Genomic DNA, 8,030 nt, shown 5'->3' on the forward strand with positions numbered 1-8,030 from the left:
CTTTCACCCTATAGCTATCGCCCATGCTGGGCGCACAAAAATTGGCTCCGCCAAGTCCTTGGCGGAGCTTAGTTTTTCTTATGTCGATGAGAATTTTCTTATAAATTCTTATCGACTAAGAAAGGGTAAGAAGAGGAACTCCTCTTACCCTTTCTCGGTATTCAAGAATGTTGATTATTGCAGGTCAACCTTCTCCAAAGACTCGGAGCCTTTTGGATGTGGTTTGTAGTTGATTACGTTCTTTTTCGCAGCCAGTGCTGGCGTAGAGTGTGCAAGTGGAACCATTGGCACATCTTTGAAGATGAGTTCTTGCGCTTGTTGATACAGTTTTTCACGCTCTTCTTTCGTAGTAGCGGATTGTGCTGCCATCAACAGTTTGTGAACTTCTTCGCTTGCATAGCGTGTACGGTTGTTGCCGCCGATGTTGTTTTTGTCCAACAGGGTAGCCAGGAAGTTGTCTGGGTCACCATTGTCACCTGTCCAACCAAGCATGAAGATTTCTTGCTCACCTGCTTTGGTTTTTTCCAGGTAAGTAGCCCATTCCATGGTTACGATTTCGGTTTCAACACCGATTTTTTTCAGGTCTTGCTGGATTGCTTCTGCGATTTTCACGCCATCTGGCATGTATGGACGAGCAACTGGCATTGCCCAGAATTTCAATTTCAAGCCGTTTGCATAACCTGCTTCAGCAAGCAATTGTTTTGCTTTATCCAGGTTGAATTCGCGGTCTTTGATGTTGCCATTCCAACCCCACAGGGATGGCGGCATTGGGTTCACTGCCGGCTCGCCCAATCCTGCGAAGAACGCTTCTACGATCGCTGGTTTGTTGATCGCATAAGCGAGTGCTTCACGAACTTTTGGATTGTCGAGCGGCTTTTTCTCAACGTTAAAGCCTACGAAACCAATGTTCATGGAAGGACGCAGAATCAGCTGCAGCTCAGGGTTGTCTTTCACTGTTTGCGCGTCATCCGGATTCAGACCGTCCATCAGGTCGATCTCGCCAGAAGTCAAAGCAGTCAGACGAGCTGTATTTTCAGGAATTACTTTGAAAACAAGCTTGTCAAGTTTCGGGAAGCCTGCGTTCCAGTAATTAGGGTTTTTCTCAAGTGTGATGGTGTCGTTGCGTTTCCATTCTTTGAAAATGAATGGTCCAGTACCCACTGGATTTTCGTTGAACTTCTCAGGTCCCATTTCTTTCAGGGCTGTAGGAGAAGCGATCGCGAAGCAAGACATACCCAGGTTTTGAATGAATGGAGCCAACGGACGATTCAGCGTGAATTTCACGGTGTATGGATCAACCACATCAACCGATTTGATTACGTGAGTCTCATCGCCCAAGTAACCGCCAAACATGTCGTTGTAATACTCATAGCCTTCTTTGTTGTGAAGCGGATTGTTTTTATCCATCCAACGATCAAAGTTGAATTTTACCGCTTCAGCGTTGAAGTCGGTTCCATCATGGAATTTTACGCCTTGACGAAGCTTGAATGTGTATGTAAGTCCGTCTGGAGCGATCTCCCAGCTTTCAGCGAGGCCGGGAACCACATTGGTATTTTCCTCTTCATAGGAAACCAATGTGTCAAAAATGTTTTCGGTAACTTTGAACGTTTCCCCGTCTGTATGCTGAATCGGGTCGAGTCCGACTGTGTCACCGCCGCGGCCAATGATCAGCTGCTTCGGACCGCTCGCAGCAGGTTGTTCAGCTGCAGGTTGTTGTGGTGTGTCTGCCGGTTTTTGTGCCTCTTGCGAACCTCCGCAGCCGGTGAGAGCCAAGGAGAGTGCCAAGAGGGACGAGAATACCGTTGTAAGCATTCTTTTTTTCATGAACGAAAATCCCCCTTCTAACCTTTTGTAAGAAAAAATAATTAGGCAATATCGCAATTTCTGCGAGACATCCCCCCTTTATCAAGACAGCATTCTCTCCTATAAAGGGAGCATGCTTTCTATTGATTATATAGATGGCATGCCACGAAATGTCCGTTCCCGACATCCGAGAATTCCGGACGGACGCTTCGGCATACATCCTTCACATGGGGACAACGCGTATGGAAGGTACATCCGCTCGGCGGATTCGCCGGGCTTGGCACGTCTCCCTGCAAAATGATGCGCTCGCGTTTTACTTCTGGATCCGGTGTCGGAACCGCGGAAAGCAACGCTTGTGTATATGGATGGAGCGGATTGTCATAGAGCTGGGTGCTCGTGGTCAATTCCACCATCCGTCCCAGGTACATCACGCCGACGCGATCGCTGATGTGGCGAACAACAGACAGGTCGTGGGCAATAAACAAATACGTCAGGCCCATGTCCCGCTGCAGGTCCTGCATCAGGTTAAGCACCTGTGATTGAATGGACACATCGAGTGCGGATACAGGCTCGTCTGCTACAATCAGCTTGGGATTGAGCATCAAGGCACGGGCAATCCCGATCCGTTGACGCTGCCCGCCGCTGAACTGGTGCGGAAAGCGCTTCGCGTGGTAGCTGTTCAAGCCAACGACTTCCAGCATTTCATGCACGCGTTTTTTCCGTTCACCCGGCGTCCCGATTCCATGCACGATCAAGGGCTCTTCCATGATCTTCTCGACATTATGGCGGGGGTTCAGCGAAGCGAAGGGATCCTGAAAGACAATTTGCATGTCTCTGCGGACTTTGCGCAATTCTTCCCTCGACATGGCGGAAACATTTTTGCCATCAAAGAGGATCTCTCCTTCTGTCGGTTCAATCAATCGGAGGATGGAACGACCTGTCGTCGATTTTCCGCATCCGCTTTCTCCTACCAGACCGAGCGTCTCTCCTTTTTTGACACTGAACGATACATCGTCCACCGCTTTGACAGTGCCGATTTCACGCCCGAGGACGCCGCCCGTGATCGGATAGTATTTCTTTAGGTTTTTAACGGTGAGTAGATCTGCAGTCACTTGCTTGCATGCTCCTTTCGGGGGCTTATTCGTTCAACCAACAGCGTGAGCGATGTCCCTCTCCTACTGTTTTTAGCGCTGGCATTTCCGTGCGGCACTGGTCTGTTGCATGCTCGCAGCGAGGAGCAAACCGGCAGCCCACTTTCAAGGAGCCAGGGATCGGAACGTTGCCCGGAATGGAGTATAAACGTTCTTTCGTCTCTTCCATTTTCGGAATCGAGTTGAGCAAGCCGATCGTATAAGGATGCTTCGGCTCTTTCAGGATCGTGCGGACATCGCCCTCTTCTACGATGTTGCCCGCATACATGACCACGACCCGATGGCACATTTCAGCCACGACGCCCAAGTCATGAGTAATCATCATGATCGCTGTCTGTGACTCTTCGTTCAATTTGCGCATCAAGTCCAGAATCTGTGCCTGGATGGTCACATCGAGCGCTGTCGTAGGTTCGTCCGCGATCAGCAGTTCGGGGTCACAGGCCATCGCCATCGCGATCATCACGCGCTGACGCATCCCCCCTGACAATTGGTGCGGATATTCGTCCACGATCGCTTCCGCACGCGGGATCCCTACTTTTTTCAGCATCTCGACGGCCCGCTGCTTTGCTTCTTTTTTACTTGCCTTCGTATGTAGTCGAACTGCTTCCCCGATTTGATCGCCAATGGTGTAAACCGGATTCAGCGAGGTCATAGGTTCCTGGAAAATCATCGCGATTTCATTGCCGCGCAGTTCACGCATCCGCTTCTCGCTGGCACTGACGAGATCTTCGCCTTTAAACTTAATGGCTCCCCCGACAATTTTTCCGGGCGGATTGGGAACCAGCCTCATGACGGAAAGCGAGGTTACACTTTTTCCGCATCCCGATTCGCCGACTATTCCGACAATTTCGCCCTTTTTAACGATGATGTCGATTCCATCTACCGCTGGAACTTGGCCTCGGTCAGTGAAAAAGTGCGTTTGCAAGTTTTCGATCTGAAGGATAGGCTGTGTCACGTAACGCACCTCTCTTACCGCAAAAAATGTTGAAAAAGAAAGATAAATTTACCAACTGTACACATTATGACATGTACATAATTTTTTGGCAACATGATAAATTCATACTATTATTACTTGACTAAAGAAAGAGACTAGATTCACTAATTAGAATCTAGTCTCTATTTCTTATATTATCTAGCTATCTTTTGTTAAGGATAAACTACTTTCCCTGCGCTTAAACTGAATTCGTCCTTGTGAGAAGAACACCAGACTGATCAATGAGATGGCCCCCATCGTGAGAAACAACGCTTCCCCCCCATATACGGCCAGCAATAATCCGCCTAGCCAAGGACCGAGGAAATTGCCGAACTCGCTGAATCCCTGTGCTCCGTAGTACGTCCCGCGCATGCCCTCCGGAGTAATCTGATCCAGCTGCGCAAACTCCGCCGGCACTACCAGAATCTCGCCAATGGTAAAAAGGATCATGGAAAGACTGAATGTCAGCCACCCTTCCGAAAACGCGAAGCCTACCTCGCCAGCCGTAAACAGCAAGCACCCCAGCACGATTCGTCCAAACAGCGTAAAGCGCTCGGCCCATCGCGTGACAGGGATCTGGGCGAAAATGACGGTCAGCCCATTCAGGCTCATCAGGAAAGCAAACAGCTTCACGCCATCTACAAAATGATCCTTCAAGTATTGCGAAAGGGTGACTGACATTTGCCCGTGTACGGTCATCAGACAAATGCTGCCTAGCAACAACAGCAGCAGGACCCGGTCGTGTCGCACGACTTGCAAAGCGGAACGAAATGTCACCTTGTCTTGCGCATGCGCTTGATCGGATTGAACCGTAATCCGGAGAAACACAAGCCCAAGGACGATGGCATAGAGCATGTACACGAGGGCCGTCAGCTGGAATCCAACCGGACTGCCTCCAATCCCCAGAAAAGCCCCCGCCATCGGACCGGCCGAAAACCCGATATTGATAGCCAAGTAACGATTTGCAAACATCCGGTAGCGTTTGTCTTCGGGAGTCAGATCTCCCATCAGCGTTTTGGAAATCGTCGCAAAGAAAGCGGAGCTGATCCCTTTCCCGATGCTGAGAAGAAACAGCAGTGCAGGATGAGTCGTCCACACAAATCCGGCGAAGCAAATCGCCAACACGAGCAAGGATACGATCATCAGCTTGGTCCTGCCAAACAGATCAGACAATATCCCGCCGATAAATCCGGAAACCGTCGCAGCGATAGCCCCCGCTCCAATGATGACGCCGATCGAAGCGTAGTCCATTTCGGTTGTCTCACGCCAATAGATCGCCAAAAACGGCAAACTCATGGAGCTGGTCAACGTAATCAGCACCGAGCCGAGCATTAGCATATGCACGACCGGATGATAGGCCTTCCAGTAAAGTTGGATCTTGCTCATGAGTTGCTCCCTTCCAGGCTGAAATGCTGCTGCAGCTCTCTAGAAAATCGTTCCATGAATACCGGACGCAAGCTGTAGAAAGCAGGCGTCGTATGATCAAGAAAGTGGGCCCGAATCATCCCTGCCCTGCGCAAGGCCGTAATATGATGATGGACCGTGCTCTTGGCCAGCCCAAGCTTTTTATGCAGTTCAATCAGCGAATGGGGCCCTTGTGTCAACAATTGCAGAATTTCCAGCCGTTTGTCATCCGCTAGACATTGAGCTACAAGCTTGATTCCCGCCATCGAATGCTCCGAGCCAACCTCAGGGACTGGAAACAGGCAGGTAGCAACGCCGCGAAAGAAATCGAGGATCGTGGCAGGAGCGCAATGATACTGCGGCACCACGATGATCGTATCCAACTGGGCAGACGGCTCGATTCTCATCCCATTCGTCACCTCTTCAATCAAGTCGACAGAGGAGCGGACAAGCGCTTCCTTTCCCCATTTCTGTCCTTCGCCCTCCAGCTGCAGTAATATTTCCGCATCCAGGCTCCGGAAATAATGAAGGTTCCATTCGGATAGCAAATAAAGACTCCGATCGCGAATTTCTCCCAAATTCAACGGTATGGTCTCCACCCAAGGAGCGAGCCGCTCATAGATTTCACCAGGGGGCAGCTTTTCCAACCAGTGCAAAAAGTCTTCCACCGTTGTTTTTTTCGGGCATTGGGAGATGAGCAGCACCATGCGATGCAATACCTCCCAGCGTTCATCCTGAAGTTCCTGTGCAAAAGACGCAGGCAGCCTTTGCTCGACCAGTGCTCTCCACTGCCCATCCAATCGCGGAGCCTTCATGTGCCGATGGTAGATATAATGATAAAAACTGAGAACAAGCTCATACGCAGGTGAATATTCAATTTTTATAGAATATTGTTCTTTCATTCGATCACCATCGAATCATTTTTTTATTCGAAATTCATCGTATAACTTACCGTTCATTTTGTCAATGGTTCCCATTTTCGCCATAAAAAAATGACCTGGTATCTACCAGGCCAGTCGACTCAGCTTCACATTCAATTGCTTATAACATACCCGCCAACCAATCGATCAGTTTTTTTGTACTGTTTTTGATCATGCTTCCCATCGATTCGCCAAATTGGCTCACGTACGTGGTTACTTCTGCGGGCTCTCCTTCAATCTGCTTGGTCGTTCCCATCACGGCGATTTCCATCTGGCCCTTGTCCACTTTTTTGATGTAAAACGTTTGCGGGAGCTGATCTGGCCTGCCTTCTACTTTATAGATGCCCCGTTCGGCTGTTTGCAGCCCGATGGCTACACCGACAAGCAGGACAACCACGAGGCCGATAAATTTTAACGTGACATTCATGGACAATCACCTCTTGTCGGTTTTCACGGGCTGCTCTTGCGATACACGCTCTGCTTTCCAGTAATATTCAGCGAAGACGTCTGCGAGAGCCGCCGCTGTGTTGTAGCTCTCCTGCAGGGTATTGCCGGTGCCGCCAATTTCTATTAACAGACTGCCCGGAGAAATGGATTGATTATACTCCCCATTTCCGTTTTTTGTTCCTTTTTCGGTCACTCCCCTGGATATTCCGGGGTATTTTTTCTCAAGCAGATGATGAAGCTCTTTCGCAAACTCCGTGTTTTTCTCATAGTTTTTGTTGCGCAATCCAATGACAAAAAAGACACGCGCATAATTTTTGCCGCCTATATTTACCGTCGTTTTTTCACGAGGCTGCATATCCCGATGCAAGTCAAAGAAATATTGCATATCCCGATTTTCTGAGACAGCCGCCTTCACTTCCTTCAGCGATTCCGCATAGGCAAGCGAGTAGGGAGCCCTGCTGTAAATATCGTCCGTGTTTACCACGGTACCGATTCCTTTTCCCTGCAGCTCTTCTGCAAGTTTTTTACCGACCAACGTGATATTGCGGGTAGGGTGGTCAACCGCTTCGGTCGTCGGGTTCATCTTCGTCTCATTCAGCCATGATTCCCGATTGTGCGTATGGTAAATAAACACCGTTTTCTTTTTCGCCATGTTTGCATCGGGCTGAGGAGCAGGTGGAGTCTCGATACCCTCTTTTGCGGTTCCTTGTTCATCCGCGGCGGGGGGCTCCTCCGTCACACCTGCCGTGCTTCCGCCTTCTGGAGCGACGTCATGCGGGGAAGCGGACTCAATATATAGATCGGATAAATCCGTACCGACCCCTGGCACGACAATTCGTGCGTCGTCAAACGTGAGCAACCCGGGTAATTCTCTGCCCATCAAGCTGCGCAAGTCTCCCGGATTAATCCCTGTCACCATCGAAAAGACCAGCTCGGAGAAGCTTTCGTCTGTCTGGCTCGATTCAGGCTGGATGGTCGAGGAGAGTGCCGGAATCTCTCTGCTGACAAAGGATAGCAGGGCCAGACTGGAAATCCGTGCAGTCGCTTGCTGGACAGTCGAAGAGGAAAGCATGGAACGATTGGACCCAAGTGCCATGAATCCACTGATGACAAAGAGTAAAGCAGTGACAATGGACAAGAAAACGAATTGTCTTTGCAAAAGCGCTGCCATCTGTTCTCCTCCTATCTCCTGATCTCTTTTTCTACTTTATGAGATCGAGAGAGAAGCTAGAACCGCGGCTGTATAAAAATAGACGGAGCTAGAGATGAAAAAACAGCCCACCTGGGTGGGCTCAGACTGACGAGAAACCCCATATTTTACTGGGGTTTTTC

Annotated in this window: 7 protein-coding genes; all 7 read right to left on the minus strand. The window is 49.6% G+C overall.

Going from position 1 to position 8,030, the window contains the following annotated elements; all coding sequences use genetic code 11:
* Positions 1-174: 174 nt before the first annotated feature.
* The 7 genes from EIZ37_RS25155 to spoIIP all read right to left on the minus strand — a co-directional run bounded on the left by EIZ37_RS25155 (position 175) and on the right by spoIIP (position 7,869).
* The gene (locus EIZ37_RS25155) at positions 175-1,824 is read right to left on the minus strand and encodes an ABC transporter substrate-binding protein (protein ID WP_134687514.1); all 1,650 of its coding nucleotides are present in this window, start codon (positions 1,822-1,824) and stop codon (positions 175-177) included.
* 119 nt (positions 1,825-1,943) lie between these two features.
* Positions 1,944-2,915: an ABC transporter ATP-binding protein gene (locus tag EIZ37_RS25160; protein WP_134687515.1), complete on the minus strand. Its 972-nt coding sequence runs from the start codon at positions 2,913-2,915 to the stop codon at positions 1,944-1,946.
* Positions 2,916-2,940: 25 nt separating this feature from the next.
* Positions 2,941-3,909 carry an ABC transporter ATP-binding protein gene (locus tag EIZ37_RS25165; protein WP_134687516.1) on the minus strand — a complete coding sequence of 323 codons (969 nt, stop codon included), beginning with the start codon at positions 3,907-3,909 and terminating at the stop codon, positions 2,941-2,943.
* 177 nt (positions 3,910-4,086) lie between these two features.
* Positions 4,087-5,313 (minus strand): MFS transporter, encoded by a 1,227-nt coding sequence (locus EIZ37_RS25170; protein ID WP_134687517.1) that lies wholly within the window; start codon positions 5,311-5,313, stop codon positions 4,087-4,089.
* The gene (locus tag EIZ37_RS25175) at positions 5,310-6,233 is read right to left on the minus strand and encodes an ArsR/SmtB family transcription factor (protein ID WP_134687518.1); all 924 of its coding nucleotides are present in this window, start codon (positions 6,231-6,233) and stop codon (positions 5,310-5,312) included. The genes EIZ37_RS25170 and EIZ37_RS25175 overlap by 4 nt, the downstream gene beginning before the upstream one ends.
* A 139-nt stretch (positions 6,234-6,372) precedes the next feature.
* On the minus strand, positions 6,373-6,678 hold the full coding sequence (locus EIZ37_RS25180) for a DUF3679 domain-containing protein (RefSeq protein WP_134687519.1): 306 nt from the start codon (positions 6,676-6,678) through the stop codon (positions 6,373-6,375).
* Positions 6,679-6,684: 6 nt separating this feature from the next.
* Complete coding sequence (spoIIP, locus tag EIZ37_RS25185) at positions 6,685-7,869, minus strand: stage II sporulation protein P (protein ID WP_134687520.1); 1,185 nt, start codon at positions 7,867-7,869, stop codon at positions 6,685-6,687.
* Positions 7,870-8,030 lie beyond the last annotated feature (161 nt).

Origin of the sequence: Brevibacillus migulae (genome assembly GCF_004521915.1) — a bacterium.
In the GTDB taxonomy this organism is placed as follows: domain Bacteria; phylum Bacillota; class Bacilli; order Brevibacillales; family Brevibacillaceae; genus Brevibacillus_F; species Brevibacillus_F migulae.